Origin of the sequence: Kosakonia oryzae (assembly GCF_001658025.2) — a bacterium.
Lineage (GTDB): Bacteria > Pseudomonadota > Gammaproteobacteria > Enterobacterales > Enterobacteriaceae > Kosakonia > Kosakonia oryzae.
On record NZ_CP014007.2, the window covers coordinates 1,011,226 to 1,033,669 of the forward strand.

General features: G+C 48.5%; 20 protein-coding genes. 12 read left to right on the forward strand and 8 right to left on the reverse strand.

What is annotated here, in order from left to right; translation table 11 throughout:
- The first annotated feature begins 19 nt into the window (after positions 1 to 19).
- A complete protein-coding gene (locus AWR26_RS04905; RefSeq protein ID WP_064564021.1) occupies positions 20 to 931 on the forward strand; it encodes a LysR family transcriptional regulator in 912 nt (303 codons plus the stop codon).
- A 205-nt stretch (positions 932 to 1,136) separates the two neighbouring features.
- Here AWR26_RS04905 and AWR26_RS04910 read toward each other — a convergent pair whose 3' ends face one another.
- Both AWR26_RS04910 and AWR26_RS04915 read right to left on the reverse strand, forming a co-directional pair.
- Positions 1,137 to 1,712, reverse strand: a complete 576-nt coding sequence (locus tag AWR26_RS04910; protein WP_035888153.1) for a hypothetical protein — start codon at positions 1,710 to 1,712, stop codon at positions 1,137 to 1,139.
- Between the two features lie 518 nt (positions 1,713 to 2,230).
- Positions 2,231 to 3,226, reverse strand: coding sequence for a LacI family DNA-binding transcriptional regulator (locus tag AWR26_RS04915; RefSeq protein WP_017460049.1), 996 nt, complete (start codon positions 3,224 to 3,226; stop codon positions 2,231 to 2,233).
- 265 nt (positions 3,227 to 3,491) lie between these two features.
- On the opposite strand from AWR26_RS04915, the gene AWR26_RS04920 reads away from it, so the two are divergent.
- The 6 genes from AWR26_RS04920 to AWR26_RS04945 all read left to right on the forward strand — a co-directional run bounded on the left by AWR26_RS04920 (position 3,492) and on the right by AWR26_RS04945 (position 11,164).
- Positions 3,492 to 4,730 (forward strand): MFS transporter, encoded by a 1,239-nt coding sequence (locus AWR26_RS04920; RefSeq protein ID WP_017460048.1) that lies wholly within the window; start codon positions 3,492 to 3,494, stop codon positions 4,728 to 4,730.
- A gap of 19 nt (positions 4,731 to 4,749) precedes the next feature.
- A complete protein-coding gene (locus AWR26_RS04925; RefSeq protein WP_017460047.1) occupies positions 4,750 to 6,186 on the forward strand; it encodes a glycoside hydrolase family 32 protein in 1,437 nt (478 codons plus the stop codon).
- 178 nt (positions 6,187 to 6,364) lie between these two features.
- Positions 6,365 to 7,552 carry an OmpG porin family protein gene (locus tag AWR26_RS04930; RefSeq protein ID WP_017460046.1) on the forward strand — a complete coding sequence of 396 codons (1,188 nt, stop codon included), beginning with the start codon at positions 6,365 to 6,367 and terminating at the stop codon, positions 7,550 to 7,552.
- Positions 7,553 to 7,567: 15 nt separating this feature from the next.
- The gene (locus AWR26_RS04935) at positions 7,568 to 9,061 is read left to right on the forward strand and encodes a glycoside hydrolase family 32 protein (RefSeq protein WP_025263859.1); all 1,494 of its coding nucleotides are present in this window, start codon (positions 7,568 to 7,570) and stop codon (positions 9,059 to 9,061) included.
- 12 nt (positions 9,062 to 9,073) lie between these two features.
- On the forward strand, positions 9,074 to 10,087 hold the full coding sequence (locus AWR26_RS04940; RefSeq protein WP_017460044.1) for an OmpG porin family protein: 1,014 nt from the start codon (positions 9,074 to 9,076) through the stop codon (positions 10,085 to 10,087).
- Between the two features lie 120 nt (positions 10,088 to 10,207).
- A complete protein-coding gene (locus AWR26_RS04945) occupies positions 10,208 to 11,164 on the forward strand; it encodes an aminoimidazole riboside kinase (RefSeq protein ID WP_017460043.1) in 957 nt (318 codons plus the stop codon).
- A gap of 136 nt (positions 11,165 to 11,300) precedes the next feature.
- On the opposite strand, the gene AWR26_RS04950 is transcribed toward AWR26_RS04945, so the two are convergent.
- Positions 11,301 to 11,903 (reverse strand): site-specific integrase, encoded by a 603-nt coding sequence (locus AWR26_RS04950; RefSeq protein ID WP_017460042.1) that lies wholly within the window; start codon positions 11,901 to 11,903, stop codon positions 11,301 to 11,303.
- Positions 11,904 to 12,238: 335 nt separating this feature from the next.
- On the opposite strand from AWR26_RS04950, the gene AWR26_RS04955 reads away from it, so the two are divergent.
- From AWR26_RS04955 to AWR26_RS04965, 3 genes are all read left to right on the forward strand, one after another.
- Entirely contained in the window at positions 12,239 to 13,282 is a 1,044-nt protein-coding gene (locus tag AWR26_RS04955; RefSeq protein WP_064564023.1) for a DUF4238 domain-containing protein, read from the forward strand.
- 425 nt (positions 13,283 to 13,707) lie between these two features.
- Positions 13,708 to 14,730 carry a porphobilinogen synthase gene (gene hemB, locus AWR26_RS04960; RefSeq protein WP_064564025.1) on the forward strand — a complete coding sequence of 341 codons (1,023 nt, stop codon included), beginning with the start codon at positions 13,708 to 13,710 and terminating at the stop codon, positions 14,728 to 14,730.
- A 358-nt stretch (positions 14,731 to 15,088) separates the two neighbouring features.
- Positions 15,089 to 15,538: a carboxymuconolactone decarboxylase family protein gene (locus AWR26_RS04965; protein ID WP_064564027.1), complete on the forward strand. Its 450-nt coding sequence runs from the start codon at positions 15,089 to 15,091 to the stop codon at positions 15,536 to 15,538.
- Positions 15,539 to 15,892: 354 nt separating this feature from the next.
- On the opposite strand, the gene AWR26_RS04970 is transcribed toward AWR26_RS04965, so the two are convergent.
- Complete coding sequence (locus tag AWR26_RS04970; protein WP_064568957.1) at positions 15,893 to 16,771, reverse strand: LysR family transcriptional regulator; 879 nt, start codon at positions 16,769 to 16,771, stop codon at positions 15,893 to 15,895.
- 104 nt (positions 16,772 to 16,875) lie between these two features.
- Between AWR26_RS04970 and eamB the strand changes: the two genes are divergently transcribed.
- Positions 16,876 to 17,463, forward strand: coding sequence for a cysteine/O-acetylserine transporter (eamB, locus tag AWR26_RS04975; protein ID WP_024906929.1), 588 nt, complete (start codon positions 16,876 to 16,878; stop codon positions 17,461 to 17,463).
- A 99-nt stretch (positions 17,464 to 17,562) separates the two neighbouring features.
- Here eamB and AWR26_RS04980 read toward each other — a convergent pair whose 3' ends face one another.
- Together AWR26_RS04980 and AWR26_RS04985 are read right to left on the reverse strand one after the other, a co-directional pair.
- A complete protein-coding gene (locus AWR26_RS04980; RefSeq protein WP_064564029.1) occupies positions 17,563 to 18,573 on the reverse strand; it encodes an aldo/keto reductase in 1,011 nt (336 codons plus the stop codon).
- 110 nt (positions 18,574 to 18,683) lie between these two features.
- Entirely contained in the window at positions 18,684 to 19,085 is a 402-nt protein-coding gene (locus AWR26_RS04985) for a MarR family winged helix-turn-helix transcriptional regulator (RefSeq protein WP_064564031.1), read from the reverse strand.
- Between the two features lie 202 nt (positions 19,086 to 19,287).
- On the opposite strand from AWR26_RS04985, the gene AWR26_RS04990 reads away from it, so the two are divergent.
- A complete protein-coding gene (locus tag AWR26_RS04990; protein ID WP_244256227.1) occupies positions 19,288 to 20,712 on the forward strand; it encodes an MFS transporter in 1,425 nt (474 codons plus the stop codon).
- A gap of 192 nt (positions 20,713 to 20,904) precedes the next feature.
- Here AWR26_RS04990 and AWR26_RS04995 read toward each other — a convergent pair whose 3' ends face one another.
- Positions 20,905 to 21,300 carry a VOC family protein gene (locus tag AWR26_RS04995; protein WP_017460054.1) on the reverse strand — a complete coding sequence of 132 codons (396 nt, stop codon included), beginning with the start codon at positions 21,298 to 21,300 and terminating at the stop codon, positions 20,905 to 20,907.
- A 140-nt stretch (positions 21,301 to 21,440) separates the two neighbouring features.
- Positions 21,441 to 22,436: a saccharopine dehydrogenase family protein gene (locus AWR26_RS05000; RefSeq protein WP_064564033.1), complete on the reverse strand. Its 996-nt coding sequence runs from the start codon at positions 22,434 to 22,436 to the stop codon at positions 21,441 to 21,443.
- Between the last annotated feature and the right edge of the window lie 8 nt (positions 22,437 to 22,444).

The following is a 22,444-nucleotide window of genomic DNA, read 5'->3' on the forward strand; positions in this document are numbered from 1 at the left end:
TTTTCAGGATTACTGAATAATGGGAAAGTTTGAAGATATGGCACTGCTGGTCGCAGTGGTGGAGGCGGGCGGGCTTTCAGCCGCCGGTCGCCGTATGGGTCTCTCGCCGGCCACTATGACCGCGAGGCTGAAGGCGATTGAAGAGCGGTATCAGACCCGGCTATTCCACCGCTCCACCCGCGCCATTACCCTGACGCGTGCCGGTGAAGAGTTTTATCATGCTGCGCTGCGCGTACTGGATGAAATGAACCACGCTGAGTCGCTGCTTGTGCAAAAAGAAGGAGTGCTCAGCGGTAATATCCGCATCTCGGCCCCCTCCGATTTTGGCCGACAGTATCTCAGCCCGGCGTTGCTCGATTTTTCCCGGCTGCATCCGGCAGTGAAAAGCTCGGTATACCTGGGCGAAAATGTTGAAGATCTGGTCGCCAACCGCCTGGACATGAGCATTCGCTTTGGCAACTTGCCAGACAGCAGCCTGGTGGTGAGAAATATCCGTCCGAATCATCGGGTACTGGTCGCCTCAGCCAACTATCTCCGGGCAGCAGGTACACCTGGTACCATTGAGGATTTGCACAACCACCGATGCCTGGCGCTGGAACTGCGCGGAATGGTCATGAACGAATGGCGTTTTGAGCACGACGGTAAACAGATCGCATTACGCTTTACCCCAGCCATGGTGTGCGACGATGGTGCACTGCTCCGCCAGTGGGTACTGGCTGATGCGGGTATTGCCAGTAAGTCATGGTGGGATGTAAAGCGTGATGTGGAACAGGGGAGGCTGCACCTGCTGTTTGCTGAAAGTTTTATTGGGTTTAGCCGCTTTGATAAAAAAAATGTCGGGCTGCAATTTGTCTATCCGCAGCGACGGTTGCAGCCGCTGGCGGTTACCGCCTTCACCCAGTTCTTCATTGACTGGTTGGAAAAGGAGTAAAAATCAGGACTGACTCACCGTTTTTGAACTCATCGTTGCGTCAGTAACGTCCGCTGCTGGCATATAGCGGAAAGGCTCTTGGAGAAAAAGGTCTGCTAAGAGCGAAAAGCGGAAGTACAAAATTATTCTGGCCTCTGGGGCACTTTTCAAACATAGTCGTGCGCTAGACTAGTGGCAGCAGGCCAGTCTGCTGCCACTAGATTGTCTATGCGGCATGGGCCAAAACCCATGCCCAATCAGAACTGCAGAGAATGCGATAGAAGGGCTTCACGCGGCATTTCACAAAATCAATAATGTCTGCCTCGTTCATCGCTGAAGCCTTAGAGGGATATCCAGGCCCCCAATCATCATAGAGATCATCGTATATGCGGTAAAACTGCCAGCAGATGTTGCTGAGGATACGAGAACCCGGAGATGAGTGAAATGCAGGTATTTGATGCAGCCGTAACTCTAATTCTTTGGAAGTCTCGGCATGCATAAGATACCAAGCTTTGATCCTTAGCCACGTCATTGCACTAGCGTTGATGCTGGGCATAACGATGTTTTGCTCAAGCATATATGCATAAAGGTAGCGCTCAATTTCATCTGAATCAGGACGTTTATCTAAATTGAGAGAGGCTAAAATTAACAATAATTCAGAACTATTGCCCGAGAGTAGCTCTCTTTCTGCCCACTCAATGATCATCTTGTCATAATCATCTACGCGATAAGCCTCGAAAGATTCACCAACCGTTTTCAAACAAAGAATTTCGTGAAGGTCATGTTTGTATTTATTTTCCATAACGTCATTCAATCCATGTTGTTAAGAGGGGTAAAGTGGATGGCTTCGTTGAGACGACCCGGTGCAAATTGAGCGTACCCCATTACCATCTTAATGTCAGCGTTATCATCCCTACAAAACTACCGCTCCACTATCAGAGAGTCTCCGGTACTCCAACTTCCGCTCCTGGCACGAAGCTGCAAATCCGGATACAGGTAGGTCTTCTTTGAGCGAATAGCAGACAAGTGTAGGACTAACATTGGCATCTGATAATCAACCGGAAGCAGGTCACCCAGGGCGCAAATCAAGAAGCTGTACATGTTTCCACCTCCCAGCCTGTTGAACTCTGTCAGCCTCTGCAATCAGCAGCGACAATAACTCATCAGATTTGATCATGCGCTTTTCATCTGGATGGTTCCCACAGCGGATATCGAGAAAGTTATGGCGCAAAGCTGACATCAGTTTTTTCAAAACATGGAAAACTAACCTTTTGGCTAAAAGCAAAGCCTCTGGCTACAGCAACATGGCGGTTATTGCTTTCAAAATGACTCGCGGGACAGCCAGGGGCTATCGACCAGTACTCTCTCCTTTCTGTCATCGTCTTTAATAATATGCAACGTACTCAGCCGGCCAATTTCGTAATGTGGTAACTGAACCGTGGATAACGGGGGTAAAAACAGGTTGCCGATGCCTACAAGGTTGTCGTACCCAATAACCCCGATATCCTGCGGGATAGATATTCCTTTAGCCAAAAGGGTCTGATACACCATGAATGCAATACGGTCATTCCCGCAAATAACCGAATCAAACTGAGGTATCCCCTGATGAATATGCGCTAGCAGGATGTCAGGAATATCACGGTAATGTTCATCGCCAAATTGCATATAGCAATGCTCCAGCTTATCTGGATCAATGCTTGCCTCGCGGCAGGCGCGTTCCAGCCCTTTTCGACGACGGGAAGTTGCCAGATGGTTGATCGGTAAATGCAAACAGATGGGGCGACGATATCCTGCCGCCAGTAATGCCTGAACCGCAGTGTACTGTCCCTGTTCATCGTCAGGGATGTAACAGGCAACCGGCTCCCCTTTATTTTCACAGTTTGCCAGAACACAAGGATACATCAGCAACTTAGGCGGAACGTGCACTTCACGTAATCCCATGGTGGTGAAAATAATGCCCCCCGGCCGGTGAGCGAGAAGGAGATCGACAATGTCGTCAGGGTTATCATCAGAGAACATGTTAACCACGAAACTATTCCAGCCGTGCGCGCGTGCAGTCTCCTCAATTGACAGCGTGATTTCTACCGAAAAAGGTGTCGTTACCGTATCCAGTGCCAGTACGCCAATCGTTTTATTTTTAGTACCGACACTCCGGATCTGTTTTGCTGACAAATCGGGTACGTAGTTCAGATGCAGAATAGCCTCCTGCACCCGTGCAAGCGTCTCAGGCTTCACGCGTTCAGGGCTATTCAGTGCCCGCGAAACTGTCATTAACGAAACATTGGCCATTCTGGCCACATCTTTTAAAGACGCCATAACCTTCCATTTTGCGAAAACACGGCTACATCCTCGTTGCGCAAGCGAACCGCTGCAGTAAAGATTATCCGTAAAATGAACTCATTATTCTAAGCATTGAGCCCGTCATTTTGGGAATTTGGAACAGAAATTTGACGCAGATCTCACATGAGAAATGTTAACGTTAACTTTTGTGATTAACATCGAATATCGCGTCAAAAAGCGATGTGAGCAATAGATGTTAACGTTACCATAAACACATATAATCCGCTATGAGATTGTTCAGATGAAAAAAAGGCCTTCCCGCAGCTATTTGCTGCTCAGTGCTTTGCTGTTCTTTTTCTTTGTCACCTGGTCTTCGTCCAGCTCACTTCTTTCTATCTGGCTCCACCAGGAAGTGGGATTAAAAGCATCGGAAACAGGCATTATCTTTTCTGTTTTATCGGTATCTGCCCTTTTTGCTCAGGTCTTCTACGGTTTTATTCAGGATCGTCTTGGTCTGCGCAAAAATTTGCTGTGGTTTATTACAGCATTGCTGATCCTCTCCGGCCCTGCTTATCTATTTTTTAGCTATCTGCTCAGCCTGAATATCCTGCTGGGTAGTGTTTTTGGCGGCCTGTTTATTGGGATGACGTTTAATGGCGGTATTGGCGTGCTGGAGTCTTATACCGAGCGCGTTGCGCGTCAGAGTACCTTTGAATTTGGACGAGTCCGCATGTGGGGCTCTTTGGGGTGGGCCGTAGCCACGTTTTTTGCCGGGCTGCTGTTTAATATTAATCCAGATCTCAACTTTCTGGTGGCATCATGCTCTGGACTGGTCTTCTTCTGCCTGCTGGCCCGATTAAAAGTTGCCGCACCGGCGAGCATGGAGAAGCTGGAGATTGGCGCGAAAAAGGTTTCTCTGGAAGATGCCCTCCGTCTGCTAACGTTACCGCGTTTCTGGGCACTTATTTTCTTCGTGGTGGGAACCTGTATTTACGGCGTCTACGATCAGCAATTCCCGGTTTATTTTTCCTCACAGTTTCCGACCTTACGGGAAGGAAATGCCATGTTTGGTTATTTAAATTCCTTTCAGGTATTTCTGGAAGCGGCAGGCATGTTCTGCGCACCGTGGCTGGTTAACAAAATTGGCGCCAAAAATGGCCTGATATTCGCAGGCATGGTAATGGCGTTGCGTATGATCGCCTCCGGCCTGGTTGAAGGGCCTCTGCTTATTTCGATCACAAAACTGCTGCACGCCTTAGAGCTGCCGGTATTGTTGGTGGCTATTTTTAAATACAACAGCCTGAATTTCGACAAGCGTTTGTCTTCCACGATTTATCTGGTGGGATTTGCCTGCACGAGTTCGGTTATTGGCACTGTGTTATCACCATTGGCGGGTTTCAGCTACGAAAAATTTGGCTTCGCCCAGTCCTATCTAATTATGGGCATTATGGTGTTCTGCACCACGTTTATTTCCATCTTCCTTTTGCGCCCCAATAAGCCCTCAACTGAGCAATCCTTTTTACAGCCAGGTGCTGTGTAAATTATCGGGAGAAAACACAATGACATCCTTATTAAAACAGGCCGAAGAGACGCTTGAAAAAGCACATGCCAGGATTAACCTTCGCTGGTATCCGCGCTATCACCTTGCCGCACGAGCAGGCTGGATGAACGATCCTAACGGACTGGTATGGTTTGACGGCTGGTATCATGCGTTTTATCAACATCATCCGTATTCAACGAAATGGGGACCAATGCACTGGGGGCATGCCCGGAGTAAAGACCTGGTTCACTGGGAGCATCTGCCTGTGGCACTGGCACCGGAAGGTCCGGCAGACAAAGACGGCTGCTTTTCCGGTTCCGCAGTGGTGGATGGTGATACGCTGGCACTGATTTATACCGGACATAAATTCCACGGTTCGGCGGACACTGATGACAATCTCTATCAGGTGCAATGTCTGGCAACCAGCCGTGACGGCATTCATTTTGAGCGTCATGGTATGGTGCTTGATACCCCTCCAGGACTGCATCATTTCCGCGATCCAAAAGTATGGCGCGAGGGGGAATTCTGGTACATGGTTGTGGGTTCACGCGTAGGCGAAACCGGCCAGGTACGCCTTTACCGTTCAGCGGACCTTCGCCAATGGCATGACGAAGGTATTCTTGCCGAGGCTGAAGAAGGTATGGGTTATATGTGGGAATGCCCTGATTTCTTTAGCCTTAACGGCAGTCGTGTGCTGATGTTCTCACCACAGGGACTGGTGGCTGAAGGTTATCAAAATCGTAACCTTTTCCAGAGCGGATATTTACTCGGAGAATGGCAGCCAGACCAGCCGTTCGGCCATGACGGGCAATTCATTGAGATGGACAGCGGTCACGATTTTTATGCCCCGCAAAGTTTCCTGAGCCCCGACGGACGCAGAATTGTTATTGGGTGGCTTGATATGTGGGAATCGCCGATGCCGGAGCAACAGGATGGTTGGGCCGGAATGCTCTCCCTGCCGCGCGAAGTGAGCTTAGGTGAGAATAATCGCCTGATGATGAAACCCATCGCCGAAGTGGCCGCCTTGCGAGGCAGCTATTTTCCTGTCCCTGCCCATTGCCTGAACAATCAGCAGGTATTTGTCGCTGCAGAGGCCGAAGCCGTGGAGTTATTACTCGAATGGGAACGTAGCACGTCTCTGGCGGAACAATATGGCATGGTGTTGGGAGATGGGCTGCGTATTTACGTTGATAATCAGGCTCAGCGCTTAGTGTTGGAGCGTAACTACCCTGATTTTTCGCTTGTAGGAACGCGCAGCATTCCCCTGCCCGAGGGCAATATTCTTTCACTGCGAATTTTCATTGACCGCTCATCCGTGGAAGTATTTGTTAATGAAGGCGAAGCCTGTTTAAGCAGCCGAATTTATCCGCAGCCGGGAGTGCGTGATATAATGCTGTTTGCAAATAGTGGAACCGCTGCATTAAAAGAAGCCGGATACTGGTCTCTGGAAAAATAATTCCGCCAGATATCATCTCACTTTTTATATTGTCTGTCTTTATTTCTGCCAGTCTCTGGCTGGCATTATATTTTCTGAATAACGAGATAGAAAAATGGATGAAAGAGCAGAACAACCTCAAGACATAATTAACAGCAGGACAAACTCGTCTTACAGGGAAACAACCCTGGCACTCCTTTTGTCTTTTGCCACTTTTCCCGCCATTGCTGAAAAAAAAGCTGAGATACCGGATGATTATACGGGGAACTATCAAAGCTATTTTCAGGATGAGACTGAAAACCAGCAGCACAGTAATTCCGCCGCTAAAAACGGATCTCAGGATGTAACTGTGCGCGAACCTTCCTCTGCTGTAGCTGGAGACACAGCAGCCGTACAGAGCCTCACTACCTCCACTGTGGCGCAGCCTTCAGAGAGCAAAAACACTTACCAGAACAATGCGGTGGATGATTCTGAAGATGTAAGCCTGTTACGCTTAAGGCAGGAAGCCCCGCCGGTTCACTGGAACAGTATCGGACGGAATATGGAGGCAGGCGGTCTGCACGGAAACGTCGGCAGCCAGATTGAAATTGATGATGTTCGCTGGAGTAATTCAAAGAAAAATAGCGGGAAATTTAAGCTTGCCACCATTCAGGCCTTTTTAAGGCATGATGAATTACCAAACTGGTATTTCGGTTTCTGGAATGCCAGGGAAGATGACTATAAAGGGCAGTTCAGCAATCAGGATTATAGCGGCACCAATACCATTAATGAGTTCTTTGTCGGGCATATTTTTGAAACATGGCGAGGGAATATTGGTACAGAAGTCATGGTCGGATCCGAAACGGCAACCAAACGCTGGAAAAACCGTTTTAAGATCTGGCAGGACTTACGCTTGTCCAATAAATGGAGCATTGCCGGATATGCTTATGGCGAATATCAGCCGCAGGGTAATCAACCGGGTAATAGCGACCTTGAGCAGTATATTTTTGAGACTGAACCTGCAATCCAGTACCGAGTGAATCCGGATCTCGGTTTGTATTTACGTCCTTACTATTACTATAACCGGCAGGTGCGTGAAAGCTGGGGCGATATTGTTGAGCAGGAGTGGAAAATGACTGCCGGGTTCTGGCGAAACTGGTATCCATTGTTAACGTCAATGTATATCGGCTTCGGACAGGACAAAATTGAGAACGCCAGTAATGCCCAGGAGCTCTTTTACGATGGCCGCTACAAATTTATTGGCGGCACCATCAGCTATCCCGTCTTTGGTGAGGTTCGCCTTTATGGCGAATTCAAAGCGTCATTTACTAAAGAAGCAGGGCTCTGGACGTATACAGGGCACTCCTGGAATCCGTTCACCGTAGTTGGTGTTACTTATAACTTCTGATACTCAGGGGATAGCATGAGAACTTTTATTTCAGCGACTGTCGTTGCTTTGCTGGTACTTTCTGGTGGAAATACACCCGTATATTCACAGATGTCTAAAGAAACATTACAGAACAAAAGTATCACCCAGGTTAATGGCTTTTTCCCTCGTGTCGAGGGGTCATTTGTTGGTGATCCAATGCCTGTTTATAACGAAGGTGTATTTAATATTTTTTACCTTAATGACGTGCGCGGCGGCAGCGATTTAGGGGTCCATGCGATTCACCTGCTCACCAGCGCCAACTTATATAATTATCAGAACCATTCTGAAGTCATTCCTTACGTTAATAACGTCAATAATCCAGAGCTGCTCCTGGGTACCGGCTCCATTATCAAAGTGGGCGATACCTGGCACGCCTGGTATACCGCCCATAATGAAAACGTCTTTCCGGTTGAATCCGTCATGCATGCCACCAGTAAAGATCGTCTTCACTGGGTGAAACATCCACAGGACACTATCCTCCCGGGCGATAACTATCGCGGTAATGACTTTCGCGATCCTCACGTTGTCTGGGTTGAAGAGAAGAAAGAGTACTGGATGCTGATCACGACCCGCAGCAACGGTCGCGGCATTATCGCGCGTTATAGCTCAACGGATTTAAAAAACTGGCAAGACCGTGGTGTATTTTTTGACAATGACACCATTACCAGTAATTCAAATCTTGAATGCCCGACACTTGTCTTCTTTAACGGGCGCTGGTATCTGAGCTTCAGCGATCAGTGGCCACTGCGTCTGACGCAGTATCGCGTTGCAGATAATCCGGAAGGACCGTGGCATAAGCTGGATAATTATGTTGTCGATGGCTCCGGTTTTTATGCCGGTAAACTGGCTATTAAGGATGGTCGTTTATTTGTTTTCGGCTGGATCCCAACTAAAGCGGGAAACAATGACAGGGGGAATATCGACTGGGCAGGAAACCTGGTCGTACATGAATTGACTGCTGACACAAAAGGTCAGCTCAACAGCATTATGCCACGAGAGCTTCAGAAAGCGATAAAAGATAACCGTGGGCAGGTTCAGACGATACTGCCTGTTAAAACGCTCAAAACGTCAACGCAATTTGGCCCATTACATTCATCTATTTATCCCTCTTTACCGAGGCGTGGAGAGTTGTCCGCAACGGTGGATATTCCCTCTTCGGGAATGGTCATGAGCTTTGGGCTGACAGATGACCAGGTGAGTGACGCGACGCTGAATGTTGTGTTCAACAGGAGTAAAGGTAAAGTCTATTTCTTTAATTCTCCTTTGGCATCGATTAACCAAAGTAACGCTGAATCCTGGGTTGATATTCCGCTCGGTGAAAAAATTAATTTCCGCGTGCTTATACAGAACTCAATTGCCGTTTTTTATATTAACGACAAAGCGGCATTTAGCACCCGGATGTATTCCATGCCGGACAAACCCTGGAGCATCAGTCTGCCTCAACAAGATAGTCTCCACGCAAAATTGCAATTTAAAGAAATGATCTAAAGGGATATTATTATGAAAAATCATCATGCCCTGGCTGTTATTTTTTCACTTATGCTCCCGACGCTGGCAAATGCAAGCATGAGCATCATGAAGGATTTATCGGGCAAGGTCATTGCCGTTGATCCGTGGTCCTATCTGGATGAAGACGTCATGTGGACATCAACACGCTCCTCTAATCCTGCAGGCGGACGCGTTCATGGTCAGCTTAAAATGAAATATGCAATCGAAGATAATAACTGGCGAAACAGTCATTTCCACAGCGGAAATGATTCTCTCACTTTCGTTCAGGGAGTTATGCGTAATGACGCTTTACCCGGCTGGTATCTGGCATTTTCAGAAGGCAGAACCACAAATTATAATGGAACATGGGAAAACCAGACCTATCTCAGCCAGAACCAGTGGACACAACTCATCGTCGGCCATGAATATTTCTACAAACGTCTGCGCTATGGCTGGGACGTTATGGGAGGAAGTGCCTCAATTGAGGATCGCTGGCAGGCACGCGTCAAATTCTTTACCGATCTGCGTGTAACAGACAATTTTTCGGTCTTCAATTATCTTTACCAACAGATTGATCATCGTCGTAGCGGAGGTTCACAAAATGACCGTGACGTCCGTTCATTTCAGGCTGAGCCCGGGATTCAATATATTATCAATAACACTACCGGTATCTGGTTACGTCAGAAATTTGCCTCCTCTGTATTAGACAGAGCGCAGTGGGGTGATATCGATGATAAAACCTGGACGACCTCAATGGGTATTTGGCACAACTGGGGGAAATTATCAACGACATTCAGCGGGGGATATGGACATTATAAGAAAAACAATGCCCGGCGTGAAAATGGCGAAGTCTTCCAAAATACGAGATCCCGTTTTCTTAAAGTTTCGGCAAATTACCCTCTGACTTCCCGGTTTACTGTTTCTGGAGAAATAACTGGCTCATTAATTAATCAGAGTGGAAGCTGGGTAACTAACGGTGATGCCATCACCACCGACTATAAACTCATGCTGGATTACAATTTTTAAAATCATTTTTATTTAATTCCAGTGCAGTAAAGGAATCGTATATAGCCTTGCCAGGATATACGTTTCCCCATCGCTGTTCATTCCAGGGTAAGAATAACTAAATACTTTTGAGGTAATATCATGAACATTTGGACTCTTGGTGATGCGGTTGTTGATCTCTTACCGCTTTCAGATATGCAGTATCAGGCCTGTGCCGGAGGAGCCCCCTTCAATGTAGCGATTGGAACTGCTCGTCTGAACTGTCAGAGTGGATTTATCGGCCGGGTCGGTGACGACGATTTCGGTCATTTTCTGAAGAAAACCCTGTGCTCAGCGGGAGTGTCTGTCCAGAGTATGCAGATGGACCCCCACCACAGAACCAGTAGTGTACTAGTTTCCCTGAATAATCATGGTGAACGTGGATTTACATTTCTTACAAATCCTTCTGCAGATCAGTTTTTAACGCCTGAAGCACTCCCCGATTTAAGTGCAGGAATATTGCATTTCTGCTCTCTGGCGCTGGTCGCTGAAGCCTGTCGCAATACGTTAGTTACGGCGATCAGGAAAATAAAGCAGAGTGGCGGCTTGCTGAGTTTTGATGTGAATTTACGTGAGCAAATGTGGAGTGATAAGCAGAAAATGCGCGATGTTGTACACCATTTCGCGCGACAGGTTGATATCCTGAAATTATCTGAAGAAGAGTGGTATTGGCTGGCAGACACGCATGATTTTAGCCTCGCACTGGATTTTCTTCAGACGCTGCCAGCACATCTGAAAGTTGTAACCTATGGCGCGCAGGGTGCCATGATCCTCCGTGACGACATGGTCATTCATTTCAATGGCTACCTCGTCGATAGCGTCGATACAACGGGAGCGGGAGATGCGTTTCTGACGGGCTTGCTTGCATATGTGGCACGCACTGGTATGCCGCAGAACCTTGACCAAATCAAAGACGCAATGACGCAGGCCAGCGCCTGTGGCGCACTGGCGACAACCCAGAAAGGTGCCTTGACCGCGCTCCCGGATAGCCAAACGCTGAAAACATTTATTAGACAATTTCCTTTGCCGGAGTATGAGATAAAAGAGTTGTCTAATTGAGCGCCAGCCACGTCCCTGCATGTAACGTTCCGGTGTCAGCCACCGGGACTGTTTGTCCTGTCCTCATACTTTGAAATGACATAGTGATTGTTATGTCCGTTCCTGGCACAGGGCTGCTGTTGCAGCCCTGACAACCTTAGACTTCAATCGATTCAGAGATCTCTAACGCATCATCGACTTCAATGCCCAGATAACGGACTGTGCTTTCCAGTTTCTTATGACCCAACAGAAGTTGGATCACCCGGAGATTCTTGGTTTTCTTGTAGATCAGGTAAGGTTTTGTTCTTCTCATGGAATGCGTGCTGTAAAGCGAATCTTCGAGACCAAGCTTTTCTACCCACCCATGAAAGATTCGGTTGTATTGCCGGGTTGAAATGTGCTGGTTAGTTCCGACCCGAGACCGAAACAAGAAGTCTTTACTGTGCAAATTGCCAAGCTTTATCAATGCAGCAACAGCTTCTCTTGTCCCTTTGGTTATCTCGAATTGCACAGGGCTACCGGTTTTCTGTTGCAACACCGTTGCTCTGCTTGAAACTGAGCTACCATATGCCACATCCGATACTTTGAGTTTGACCAGATCACAGCCTCGAAGCTTACTGTCCAGGGCCATATTGAACAGAGCTAAATCGCGCGTTTTACCTTCCAGTTCAAGCCGGATTCGGATCCCCCAGATATGAGATATCTGAAGTGGTCTTTTTTGGCCGATGATACAGTCTTTGTTCCACGGTGACGTGTTCATACTCAAATCTCCTGCAATGTGGGAGATTTGAGTATGGTTGTCCCTTATGAGCGAACTGCGGAAGTTCGTAATTTATCCCATAGTTGATGACGCGTGTTAATAAATGGGGAGCAGGTCAGTTTAATGATGTTTTATACAACGGTCCGTCCGGATGGAAAATTGCTTTCATCATGAAATAATGACCAAGTGAGCTGTTCTACGTGTACAGTTGGATTAGCATGCTAATAATTGTGAATATTACCTTGCCGAAGGTAACCATCCGGAGAGTGGCTGTTTACGATGCGTCCGAACTAAAACCTGTCGCTTTTCGACCAACCAGAAAAAGGACCCTGTACATGGCCGAGCCATCGAGCATGCAAACTGACGTTGTGCGGCAGCACACCGTTCCCCGCTTTCTGCTGGAGCACTTTGGATCATCGGGGAAAAAGAAAAAACACAGAAAGCAGCTGTTCGCTTTCGACAAAGAGAGCGGGCGAGTTTTTGCAACTAACGTCAACGATGCCACTGTCCGGAACACCTTCTACAACTTTGATAATCATTCGGAACATCTCAGCCTCGAACCGATGCTGTGTGAGTATGAAGGGCGCGCCGCATCAGTTATTACCAAGATCCTGCAGAAAAAAAGCCTCAGTATTCTCAGTCAGGTAGAGAGGCATGACTTGGCGATGTTTACCGCTATTCAGCAGATGCGTACACACAATCAGCATGAGCAGATCAAACATATATCGCATTCATTCAAGAAAAAACTTCTGGAGATGGGGCTGTTTAATCAATGGGTCGATGAATTTTCGCTGTCACCTGATACTGAGTTAGAAGACGTTCTTCAGATAATTGCAGGGGACGCGTCAGAAGCTAAAGGGATATTTCTGGAAATGCTCAGCGATCAGCATACTGAAGCTGAGTTGCTTATGCAGAAGGACTGGCACTTGCTAGAAACCACCCTTGACGCCCCTTTTTACATTTCAGATAACCCGGTGTCTCTGTTCAACGGAATATCCCATCCCGGATGGGGCAATCTCGGACTGGCTCTTGAGGGCATTGAGATTTACCTGCCTCTATCCTCCACGATTACGCTGGCCATGATCTGTCCGTCGCTAGGAGAAAAAGTCAGGCAAGAGCGCGCCATTATTCAGCACTGTATTGTCAATAACATCAGGGTTAACGGGTATAATCTTTTTGAGGAGCTTGAGCGCGTGAATGAGCTTCTTGACGGGGATGTGATCCATGTGGACGCTGCCCGGGTTGAGCAGCTCAACTGGTTACAGATAGGACGGGCAGAGCAGTATATATACTGTCAGACAGATAATTTCGATCTTGTACGCAAGATCCTCACTGAGAGTCCAGAGTTGAAATCCGGCCCCAGGATGACAGTATCATGACTACAAGGTCCGGGCCGGTAATGAGCGACGCTGAAATTCACGTTTTCTGACTCTCATTTTAATTATCTTTATGATTAGTATAGTTAAACCGATGTTTCTATATCGCCCCTGGTAAAGGTGTCCGCTTTTGGCACAAAATAGTCGATTGCGAGGCTGCTAAGTCTGCTTTGAGCGAACAGCGGAAATTCGCGTTTGTCATAACAACTGGGATGGAGGACTAACATTGGCATCTGATAATCAACTGGGAGAAGGTCACTTGTTCAGGTTCTACCTGTTTGTTGTGATAAGTCCGTAATTTTAATGTAGGGTGAAATAACTGCCTGAGTCTTTATGTAGAATGATTTTAAGGCGTAGAATGAAGAAGTTATGAGCAAATTCTTTAAATGCCTTATGTTCCGACACCCAACAAATGAAAGGTACATTCAGTGTCTATAATTATCCCGGATTCATTTCCTGCCCGCCGTTTACGTCGTTCCCGTACCCATGCTTTCAGTCGCCGACTGGTTGCGGAAAACCATCTGACCGTGGATGACCTGATCCTGCCTGTTTTCATTGTTGAGGGAAAAAATCAACGTCAGGAAATCGCTTCGATGCCGGGAGTCTTCCGATTGTCTCTGGATAACCTGCTTCTTGAAGCTGAGATGCTTGTGAAGTCAGGCATTCCTGCGGTTGCGCTATTCCCTTCCCTTGAACCTTCCGATAAGTCACTTTACGCAGACGCTTCATGGGATCCAGCAGGTCTGGTACCCCGTGCTGTTCGAGCCCTTAAAGGTGCCTTTCCTGAACTGGGTGTCATCACTGATATTGCCCTTGATGCCTACACCACACATGGGCAGGACGGTATCATTGATGAAAACGGGTATGTCCTTAACGATAAGACGAATGAAATACTGGTGAAACAGGCAATGGCTCATGCCTTTGCGGGGGCAGATATTGTTGCGCCAAGTGACATGATGGACGGGCGCATTGGTCAAATCAGATGTGCTTTTGAATCACAGTCGTTACATAACGTCCAGATAATGGCTTATTCGGCGAAGTACGCTTCAAATTATTACGGTCCTTTCCGTGAAGCCACAAAATCTGCAACTGCACTGGGTAAAGCGAACAAGAAAAACTATCAAATGGATCCGGCGAATGCGATGGAAGCAATCCATGAGATTGCGCAGGATTTACAGGAAGGGGCCGATATGGTGATGGTGAAGCCCGGACTACCTTATCTGGATATCATCAGGGAAGCTAAACGAAATTTTGCCGTGCCGGTCTTCGCTTATCAGGTTTCTGGCGAGTATGCCATGCATATGGCCGCATTTCAGAACGGCTGGCTGGAAGAAGAAAAAACGATTATTGAATCTCTGGTGTGTTTCAAACGCGCCGGAGCAGATGGCATTCTCACGTATTTTGCCGCGCGAGTAGCCACGTTGCTTAATAGCGGGCATGGAGAATACTGATCTTGCGTGCTCAGATAAACTGAAATAGCACGATTATAACAATGTACGCTCCTGTCACGCAGCAGACAGGCTGCGTGACCATCATGTCTGATGTGAGCGTGGAGCGGGCATTATCGTGGGTTTTTCAGCACTAAAGTGATTGCTCTCAAAAAATTGTTTCCCTCTTTTACTTGACGAGCCCCTCCTATGATTGTCCTACCGTTTTACTCATTTTTTGCCTCTTTTATCTACGACGTTAATGGCTAATATCACAATGTCTGAGCAGACGTACTAATTGAAATTCAGTCGTAGCGGTTCTGTGAGAGACCTTAATGATTAACAAAGACTTACTTAAACATCTCAAAAAGAGGATATAAGGATGAAGCGTCCAAACTGGTTTCAAGTTTCCGCTGAAGGTGGCAAGGCTATAGGAGCGCTCCATCATTACGCCATTACCGGGACAAGTTTGCCAGTTGATCTGATTCATTTAATTTTCTTAAGAGTTTCACAGATCAATGGTTGTGCACACTGTATAGATATACACACTCGCGATCTTATAAAGAGTGGCATGTCCGTCGAGAAGATTGTATTGGTGCCTGTCTGGCGAGAAGCTACCTATTTATTCTCGGATATAGAGCAAGCTGCGCTCTCATGGGCGGAAGAAGTTACCCTTGTAAGTGAAACGCATGCTTCTGATGAAGCCTATTCCGCAGCGCTTTCTGTATTCGGTGAAAAAGATTTGGTTGAACTTACTATTGTTATTGCCACCATGAATGCCATTAATCGTATGGGTATTAGTTTTCGAATGAAGCCGCTAGCTAAAGCCTGACAGATGTAAGCTACTCCTAAAATAGACTCTGGAGCCGTATTAAAGTCCGCTTTTGGCACAAAATAGTCGATTGCGAGGCTGCTAAGTCTGCTTTGAGCGAACAGCGGAAGTTCGCATTTGTCATAACAGCCGGGATCCATGACTAAAATTGGCATCTGATAATCAACCGGAAGCAGGTCAGAGCACGCCGCGCATACCTGAAAATGAAAGGCAAAATTGACCTAGTGTCATCAGCCGTACCTGGACTTCCGGGGAGCCGGCCCAACGTGACATCCTTTGGCCGTTAATCATTGTCAGCCCTGTCTACTGCTAAAACCGACAGGGCAATCCTGCAAAGCAATACGAGGGCAGCGATCAGGCATCCAGACTCTCCCGTAAGGACTGAATAAACAGCTCCATTGCTGGCGTAATGACCTTACCTGAGTGATGAGCACACACTGCAGAAAGGGTTTCAGCGCGTGGTGACAGAGGAAGTTCTTGCAACAGTCCGGCACGCAGCTCTTTCTCCACCGTGAATCGCGGTAAGTACGTCACGCCTGTATTAGCCATCACGCACTGCTTAATGCTTTCAATGCTGATGAGTTCAATGGTGGAGTCAATCGTTATTTTTCTTTGTCTGAGGACAGATTCAAACATCAGACGGAATACACATTGTTTTTCATTAATAATGAAACTAACGGGGATATGCTGATTTCCCCGAGTGAAATCAACCAGTGCTAATTCGGGAGAGGCAACGAGCACGAGAGGATGTTCGCCATAGTTTTCCATAATGAGAGAAGCATCATTGCCCACACGATAGAAAATCCCCAAATCAATTTCATTGGCCAGCAAGCTGTCACGGATTGTATAACAGTTCTGGGATTGCAGAGACAGCAACACATTCGGTGCTCTTTTCTTAAAACTCTTCAGCACCTGCGGGATCTTGTAGGAGAGCAGCGTCTCGCCCACGGCAAGGCGCAATTCACCTTCCGGTTCATCGTTTCGCTGGACAGCCTGCTTAATGCTATTTATAACGACCATCATTTCATGAATATGGGGCATCATATTCCTGGCGGCATCCGTTGGCACCATGCGGCGACCAATTTTTTCAAACAGCTGAACGCCGTATTCGGCCTCAAGTTGTCTGATCTGAAATGTAACCGTTGACTGCGTACAGCAAAGTTTACTGGCTGCTTTGGCAAACGATCCTTCTTCCAGAATGGTCCTGAGGGTTAACAAACGACGTAAGTCCAAGATTGTCTCCTGTGAAGTATTCATAATGTTGAATCATGAATGCGAAAACATTCAATATTTTTTCTTATTGGCATCCTCTAAATTAAAAAAAAAGAGGAGTTATTATGTCACTTTCAATTGCTGGCGCTTTTCTGGCTTATACTTTCATCACTGCACTTACCCCAGGTCCTAATAACATTCTGGCTCTGAGCTGCGTGCATACTCACGGGTTTCATAAAAGCCTACGTCCACTGGCTGGCATGGGGGCTGGATTTCTCATTATTATGCTCCTGTGCGCCTTATTTACCGTGGCGATAACCCGGACACTGCCTTCCGTAACCCACTGGCTGACCTGGTTAGGCGTGATTTATATTCTCTGGCTGGCACTGAAAATAGCCCGAAGCCAGCCTGCAAATAACACCCGTTCTGACGTCCCTCTGAGCTTCAGAACCAGTTTTTTACTGCAGTTTGCGAATGTAAAAATCATCCTTTATGGAGTAACGGCGCTCTCTACTTTCGTCATTCCCTATACCAGCAGTCAGGTCTGGATTATTCTGATCAGCGTTCTGCTGGCTTTGATCGGTGTTTTTGGCAACCTCTGCTGGGCGGCAGCAGGACACCTTTTTCAGGCGCTTCTTCGCCAGCACGGTCGCCTGGTCAATAGGATCCTTGCAGGGGCACTGGTACTGGTCGCAGTGGATATGTTGTTGTGAAACACATACAGTTCGCTTGATCCTGTTCCCGTCATTTCAGTCGGATAAACTGACAACAGTTCTGATGTCAGTTTATCCCCCAGGGCTATAGCCCTAATGTTATGCCACGGGTTTACCCGGTATAACATGCTCCAGTAATGCCTGCACGGGGGCAGTTTTAATGTCATTGTCAAACTGGCTGACGCTGTTCAGCCTGTCGATTTGTGCCTCTGTGAGATTCGCCCCTGAAAACCCCACATTACTGACGTACTGCGCCTGGGTCCGGGGGCCAATAATAGGGATACATTCCTGTGCAGCAACCCAGGCAATAGCTACCTGGTCCGGGCTTGCCCCGTTTTCAGTGGCTATAGCCAGAACCTCGTCAAGAATGGCGCTCCGCTGTTCGTTGTTTTCCGCCTGGAATACCTTTCCGCCCATCCCTTCTGCCCTGCCTTTTTCACCGGCACGGTATTTGCCTGTGAGCATTCCACCGCCCAGCGGGGACCAGGTTATGGGTGTTATCTGCAGCGCCTGACAGGCTTTCAGCATGTCACGTTCGGGCTGACGTGAAACCAGACTGTACTGGAACTGAGAGGCGACAATCGGCACCGCGCGAGACAGCTCGGCAAGCGTTGCTGCGCGTGCCAGCCGCCAGGCCGAAAAATTGGACAAACCGGCGTAAAGAATTTTTCCGGCTCTGGACAGATCTTCAAGTCCCCGGACCAGCTCTTCTGAAGGCGTGATATCGTCAGGATGATGAACCCAGTATAAATCAATACGATCGGTTTTGAGCCGCTTCAGGCTCGACTCCACCGAGGACACCATCGCCCGGCGGCTGTTGCCTGTAACCAGCCCGCCAGCCGTTTTAGCTGCGCCGCTCGAATATTTTGTCGCGAGAAAGAAATCATCTCTGCGCCCCTGAAGGAGGGTCCCCAGGAACTCTTCCGATTCACCGAACTGATACACGTCAGCGGTATCGATAAAGTTACCGCCATCCGCTTCAAAGGCATCTAAAATCGCCCGACTTTCGTCTAACGATGCGCCGTGCCCCCACCGCATGCCAAAATTTGCCGTTCCCAGGGCCACTGAAGAGACTTTAACGCCCGTATTTCCAAGGATCTGATATTTCACGTTGTCACCTGTTGCTTATGTTTATGATTTTCCTGGTCTTTAAAAGAGATACAGGCATACGGGTATATACCCGCATATCATCTTATTCTTTTAAACTGGCAACCTGCAATTCAGATTTGGTGAAAAATGTGCTGCAGCGCCCTGACGTTATCAGGTCCAAGATGTTTTTCAATGACGTGCTGGCAGCGCTGCCAGGCCGGAAAGGCTTCTCTGATGAGCGCTTCACCTTCAGGGGTGATGGAAACCTGCTGCTGCCTTTTGTCCATGCCATCACGGTCAACCTGCAACCACCCCTGACGCACCAGAATGGTGACGTTTCGTCCTACCGTGGAACGATCCAGCCCGGCGATATCACCGAGCCGGGTAAGGCTTACGGGATTATTATTTATCACCAGCTTCATCAACGAATACTGCGCAATATTGATGCCATAGGCATCCAGCTCGGCGTCATAAATAGCGGTCACCTTACGAGTGAAGTCGCGCAGATTTTTACAGTAACAGGGAGAACTCATATCAAGTGCCCGTATCAAGCTCAGAGAACAAAAGGGGTTTACGAGCATATACCCGCATTATATCTGAGTCCAGAACGCGACGCCGGGAGATAATCATCTGTTGCAGTGACTCTCTGCCTGAAACCATAGGTTTATTAACCTGCGGGCTGGAAAGCGTTGACGCTCGGAGTAATATGCGGGTATATACACGTATTATTATGCCATGGCCAGCGAACAGCACTTTATTCAGAGAGGAACAATGACCCTTAATTCATCAACCATAACAGCGAGTTCGCCATCACGTATTCACCCGGCAGGCCTGCTTTCAATCGGGCTGGGCAGCATCCTGAGCTCCCTGGACTTATTTGTCGTCAATCTTGCCTTCCCGTCGATCAGCCGAAGTTTTCCCGAACACCCCGAGGCCACACTGTCACTGATTCTGACGATCTTCTCAGTCTGTTTTGCCTCCACTCTGGTGCTGAGCGGCCGTTTTGCTGACCGGTACGGCCGACGGACTATTTTCTCGGTAGGTCTGGCCCTGTTTGGACTGTCGAGCCTGCTCTGCGGGCTGGCGCCCACGCTCTGGATACTCATCGCCGCGCGGGCAATACAGGGGGTTGCTGCGGCCATGCTCATCCCGACAAGCCTTGGGCTACTACTGGGTGCATATCCTCAGGAGAAGCATAAGCAGATGATCGGGTTCTGGGCAGCCACCGGCTCGGTTGCGGCCGCGGCGGGCCCTGTCCTGGGTGGCTTTCTGGTTCAGGCGGACTGGCATCTGATTTTCTTCATCAACGTGCCCATCGTGATTGGGGCTCTCATCTGTACCCGATACCTGAAAGAAAGTGCACCGCATACCGGGCCTGCCCCCGATATTGCTGGAAGCGTACTCCTGACGTCAGGAATAGCTCTCCTCACCGCCACCATAGCTCATACTTCGGAATGGGCCACCCACAAAGCCGCTATTTTCGCGGGAAGTATGGGAGCCATCGTCGTTCTGACGGTATTTGTGTACCACTGCCTGAAATCCTCCCGTCCTCTTCTCGACCTGAGTCTGTTCCATTCCCGGGCTTTCACAACGGCAACAATAGGCATGGGATGTTTTTATATGAGTTTTGCCGTTATGTTACTTGGCGGCACGATGTTTCTGACCCAGGCATGGCACCTGACCTCCGCACAGGCAGGTCTTGCTTTTGCTGCGGGACCCGGCACCGCCGTTGTCGCCTCGCTGCTTATCGGGAGGGTAAAGGCCACTCCACAGAACCTTGCTGTCGCAGGCTCCGTACTGTACTTCCTGAGTGGACTCTGGTGGTTTTTAACGCTCAGCGACCATACCGATAATGCCTGGTTACTGGACTATTTGCCCGGACTGATTATGACCGGACTCGGTGCGGGTATCGCGCAGACGGGCTTTATGGCAGGTGCGGTTTCCGGGCTTCCGGCCCATATGTATTCGACAGGAACAGGGCTGATCAACACTTCACGCCAGATTGGTGCGGCGATCGGCGTTGCGCTTTTTGTTGCTCTAAGCGGTAAAGCTGCTGCACCCGAATCCTTCCATGCAGCCTGGCTGCTGATGAGCCTGTGTGGCCTTATTGCGGCGCTGTCGGCGAATTACCTGCGCCGCAAAATTTCCCCGAAAAAGTAAATGCCTCAGCAACACGGGAGCAAGTCAATGTCCGCTCCTGGCACGGAGCGGACAAGATAATTGAGCTAAAGGTCCGCTGTGAGCGTGGAGCGGAAGTTCGCATTTGTCATAACCGCAGCGATGTAGGACTAACAGTAGCGTGTAATAATCAACCGGGAGGAGGTCATGCTGGGCATGGACAACTTGATTATTTTACATGCTTTGCTGACAGACGACTTCCAGATTATTACCGTCAGGATCAAAAACGTAAGCTGCATAATATTGTGAATGATAGTGCTTACGGATCCCCGGTGCTCCGTTATCTTTCCCGCCCGCCAGAAGTGCCCGTTCCCAGAACTGATCCACTGTGCTGCGCTCATCAGCAGAAAAAGCCAGGTGCAGCGGCGCACCGATTTCCTCATTGTCATGCAACCACAACCGGGGATAACCTTGCGGACCAAGCCCATACCGAAATCCACCAGTTCGCGTTTGGGCCGGCCCCTGGGTAATCACCAGCCTGAAGCCTAATGGTTCAAGTGCCTGCTGATAGAAACGTAGTGATAAAGGTCCATTTTTCACTGAAATTTCAATATGGTCGATGACAGACATAAAAACTCCTGTTCTGTTTCAGAGTCAGACTAAGCAACGCAGCAAAAGTATGCCCCGTTGATGCGAGCCATTTTTAACAGGCGGATGAATATTGAATGCTTTTATCATCAATTCAGAAACATCAGAATATTTCCTTTTGTTCAGTGTAGATCGTCAAATGCCACAATCCGGGTATCGGCTATGGTCTCGGCAAAATGTTTACCGAATAACCCGGCAGGAGTATGGAATCCCGGACGACACTCTCCCGCCAGTACTCTACGACCTGCTTCGGCAGCCGCCAGAGCAGTGAAGCTGTATCCATTCACCGTATCCAGCAACATACGCAGGGTATCGCCATCTGCATTCATGACTTCCGCAACGGCCTGATAACGACTGCCTTTACGCTCCTGAGCTGTCGGCCCATCGGGCAAATCAGCCAAATTGCCCTGCGGAAACCCTTCGCCGGAAAGATATACAAAAGTCTCGATATCAGGTATCTCCGTTGCTTTCCAGATGGTAATGACATCGGGAAGCGTTACGGGAAAACAGGCTTGCGGCCCTTTGCCAAAATCAAAGTTTTGCAACTCGGTTGACTCGCGCTGCATCAACTGACCGTTACGGCGCAGCAGACATTCAGTTGATAAATTCTCACTTGCGCTTACCGCTGAGCCACGCGACATTGTTCCGGTGACATGCAGTGCCAGCGAGATACGGGCCGGATTTTTGATCTTCGCGGCAGCGTGGGCTGCCAGACATCCCAGCATTGCCACGCTTCCGCCGCAGCCAGGCAGTAACATCACACCTGCTGAAACAGCGACGTCATCGAAGATTTCAGCAAACTGGTAACTGTCCAGTTCAGCGGCCACATCAAGGTAATGGACCTTCTGGCGGATTGCCGCAGTGATTAGCGGCTTTGCGGTATACATAAACGGACCGGCACAATTTATGAGTACGTCAATATCCTCCAGGGCACTATCAATTGTGTCAGGATCATCCAGGCTGAAAGCCCGAAACGCGATATCCATTTTCAAAGCCATCGCTGCCAGTTTTTCCCCATCGCGACCGGCAACGATTATCTGCAGGCCAGCTTCCTGCGCGTGTCGTGCAATCATCGCCCCGGTATAGCCTGACGCACCGTAAATCATTAGTTTTTTCATTAAGATAT

What these genes read in the sequence shown, in the direction of transcription:
- AWR26_RS04905 (WP_064564021.1), top strand. Translation starts at nt 20, where the DNA reads ATGGGAAAGTTTGAAGATATGGCACTGCTGGTCGCAGTGGTGGAGGCG.
- AWR26_RS04910 (WP_035888153.1), bottom strand. Translation starts at nt 1,712, where the DNA reads ATGGAAAATAAATACAAACATGACCTTCACGAAATTCTTTGTTTGAAA.
- AWR26_RS04915 (WP_017460049.1), bottom strand. Translation starts at nt 3,226, where the DNA reads ATGGCGTCTTTAAAAGATGTGGCCAGAATGGCCAATGTTTCGTTAATG.
- AWR26_RS04920 (WP_017460048.1), top strand. Translation starts at nt 3,492, where the DNA reads ATGAAAAAAAGGCCTTCCCGCAGCTATTTGCTGCTCAGTGCTTTGCTG.
- AWR26_RS04925 (WP_017460047.1), top strand. Translation starts at nt 4,750, where the DNA reads ATGACATCCTTATTAAAACAGGCCGAAGAGACGCTTGAAAAAGCACAT.
- AWR26_RS04935 (WP_025263859.1), top strand. Translation starts at nt 7,568, where the DNA reads ATGAGAACTTTTATTTCAGCGACTGTCGTTGCTTTGCTGGTACTTTCT.
- AWR26_RS04940 (WP_017460044.1), top strand. Translation starts at nt 9,074, where the DNA reads ATGAAAAATCATCATGCCCTGGCTGTTATTTTTTCACTTATGCTCCCG.
- AWR26_RS04945 (WP_017460043.1), top strand. Translation starts at nt 10,208, where the DNA reads ATGAACATTTGGACTCTTGGTGATGCGGTTGTTGATCTCTTACCGCTT.
- AWR26_RS04950 (WP_017460042.1), bottom strand. Translation starts at nt 11,903, where the DNA reads ATGAACACGTCACCGTGGAACAAAGACTGTATCATCGGCCAAAAAAGA.
- AWR26_RS04955 (WP_064564023.1), top strand. Translation starts at nt 12,239, where the DNA reads ATGGCCGAGCCATCGAGCATGCAAACTGACGTTGTGCGGCAGCACACC.
- AWR26_RS04965 (WP_064564027.1), top strand. Translation starts at nt 15,089, where the DNA reads ATGAAGCGTCCAAACTGGTTTCAAGTTTCCGCTGAAGGTGGCAAGGCT.
- eamB (WP_024906929.1), top strand. Translation starts at nt 16,876, where the DNA reads ATGTCACTTTCAATTGCTGGCGCTTTTCTGGCTTATACTTTCATCACT.
- AWR26_RS04985 (WP_064564031.1), bottom strand. Translation starts at nt 19,085, where the DNA reads ATGAGTTCTCCCTGTTACTGTAAAAATCTGCGCGACTTCACTCGTAAG.
- AWR26_RS04990 (WP_244256227.1), top strand. Translation starts at nt 19,288, where the DNA reads ATGGCCAGCGAACAGCACTTTATTCAGAGAGGAACAATGACCCTTAAT.
- AWR26_RS04995 (WP_017460054.1), bottom strand. Translation starts at nt 21,300, where the DNA reads ATGTCTGTCATCGACCATATTGAAATTTCAGTGAAAAATGGACCTTTA.
- AWR26_RS05000 (WP_064564033.1), bottom strand. Translation starts at nt 22,436, where the DNA reads ATGAAAAAACTAATGATTTACGGTGCGTCAGGCTATACCGGGGCGATG.